This is a genomic window from Mycobacterium sp. (assembly GCF_050701675.1).
In the GTDB taxonomy this organism is placed as follows: Bacteria; Actinomycetota; Actinomycetes; order Mycobacteriales; family Mycobacteriaceae; genus Mycobacterium.
Window position 1 is genome coordinate 1 of sequence record NZ_JBOGDD010001020.1, and the last position, 2,052, is coordinate 2,052.

At 65.6% G+C, this 2,052-nt stretch carries 2 protein-coding genes; one reads left to right on the plus strand and one right to left on the minus strand.

Annotated elements, in window-relative coordinates; genetic code table 11:
- Positions 1-2 precede the first annotated feature (2 nt).
- Positions 3-1,424: a peptide MFS transporter gene (locus ACRDUX_RS31315; protein ID WP_526419812.1), complete on the plus strand. Its 1,422-nt coding sequence runs from the start codon at positions 3-5 to the stop codon at positions 1,422-1,424.
- Between the two features lie 67 nt (positions 1,425-1,491).
- Here ACRDUX_RS31315 and ACRDUX_RS31320 read toward each other — a convergent pair.
- The coding region (locus ACRDUX_RS31320) for an HNH endonuclease signature motif containing protein (protein WP_526419814.1) at positions 1,492-2,052 on the minus strand (561 nt) is incomplete at its 5' end.

The window sequence follows — 2,052 nt, forward strand, 5'->3', positions numbered from 1 at the left end:
CGGTGTTCGGCCACCCGCTCGGGTTGGTAAATCTGTTCGGCGTCGAGTTGTGGGAGCGCTTCTCGTTCTACGGGATGCTGACGATCCTCGGCTACTACCTCTACTACTCGGTGACCGACGGCGGACTGGGCCTTCCGCAGAGCACGGGCACGGGCATCGTCGGCGCGTACGGCGGGTTGGTCTACCTGTCGACCGTGCTCGGCGGGTGGGTGGCCGACCGACTCCTCGGCATGGAGCGCACGGTGTTCTACGGCGGCGTGGTGGTCATGCTCGGACACCTCGCGCTGGCTGTCCTGCCCGGCCTCGCGGGGGTCGGCGCCGGGTTGCTGCTGGTGGCGCTTGGCTCCGGTGCGCTCAAGGCGAACGCCTCGTCGCTGCTGGGCACGCTGTACGACAAGGGTGATGCGCGCGCCGACGGTGGATTCACGCTGTTCTATCTGGGCATCAATCTGGGGGCGTTCGTCGGCCCGTTGATCACCGGCATCCTGCAGACCAGCGTCGGCTTCCACTGGGGATTCGGCGCTGCCGCCGTCGGCATGGCATTGGGCCTCGCACAGTACGTCGTCTTCCGACGCAACCTCGGCACGCACGGCCGCGACGTGCCGAATCCGCTGCCGCGCAGCAAGATACCCGTATACGTCGGCATGCTGGTCGTCGCCCTCGCGGTGGTCGCGGCCGTGTTGGCCACCGGGCTGGTGACGTTGGCCAACCTCTCCCAGGTCACGACCGGGGTGATCGTGGTCGCCGCGGTCGCGTACTTCATCGTGATGCTCCGAAGCCCCAAAGTCGAAGCGGTGGAACGCACCCGGGTGCGGGCGTTCATCCCGCTGTTCATTGCGAACGCGGTCTTCTGGTCGCTCTTCCAGCAGATCTTCACCGTCCTGGCGGTGTACTCCGACGAGCGGATGAACTGGTCGATATTCGGGTGGACGGCTCCGTCGAACTGGATCGGATCCATCGAACCGGTGTGGATCATCCTGCTCTCCCCCATCTTCGCCGCGATGTGGACCCGCCTCGGCAACCGTGCGCCCACCACGCCGCGCAAGTTCGCCTACGGCGTGATCGGCATGGGGGTGGCCTTCCTTCTGTTCCTTCCCATGGCGGGAACGACGGGCAGGGCGGTGCCCGCGCTCCTGGTCGCCGCCATCCTCGCCGTATTCGCCGTGTCCGAGCTGATGATCTCGCCGATCGGGCTGTCGGTCACGACCAAGCTTGCCCCGCAAGCGTTCCGGGCGCAGATGATGGCGCTCTACTTCTTCTCGGTTGGCATCGGCACCTCGATGTCCGGTGTATTGGCCGGCTATTACGACCCCTCCAGCGAATTCGCCTACTTCGGAATCATCGGCGTCGTCGCCATCGTCGTCGGTTGCGTGGTGATGGCGCTGAGCGGATGGGTGAGCCGTCTCATGGAGGGCGTGCACTAGCGTCTTTGGCCCACACCCAACTCCCGGGTTATCTGCGCATTGTTCGAATCGCCTTTGCTGGCAACAACTATCCGACAGTGTTGGGCGACGGCCCGTGCGCTTCGGCTTCAGCTTCGGCCAGGGTCCGATTGAGTGTGCGTTCGTCGTGGATGCGGCGGGCCCGGTCTTGGGCTCTCGTGGTTTTGCGGCGGGGCATCCTCAATCCCGCACTGTGCGCTGGCCGGGCCGGAACGTCGACGGGAGCGACTGCTGCGGTGGGTTGGCATAGTTCTGGGAACAGCAGCCGACTCCCGGGCGTGGTGACGTGAGTGCGGCCGTCGGGCGCGGTCCAGATGACTCGCCCATCAGGGAGCTGCTGATCGCGCCAGCCTGGGTCCCCGGCCCAAAAGGTCTTGAGCAAGTGATGTTTTCGGCAAAGGCACTTGAGGTTGGCGGCCTGCGTCGGGCCGTACGGCCACGGAATCGTATGATCCACATCGCACTTGGTGGCGGGTTCCTTGCACCCCGGGAAGCGACATGTCATATCCCGGCAGCGGACGAACTCGGCCAGCTTCTTCGAGGGCGTGTAGCGGGGTTCGGGTGGAGCCTGTCCGGGATGGATGATCGCGGTCAGGGTGGCGTTCAGGGC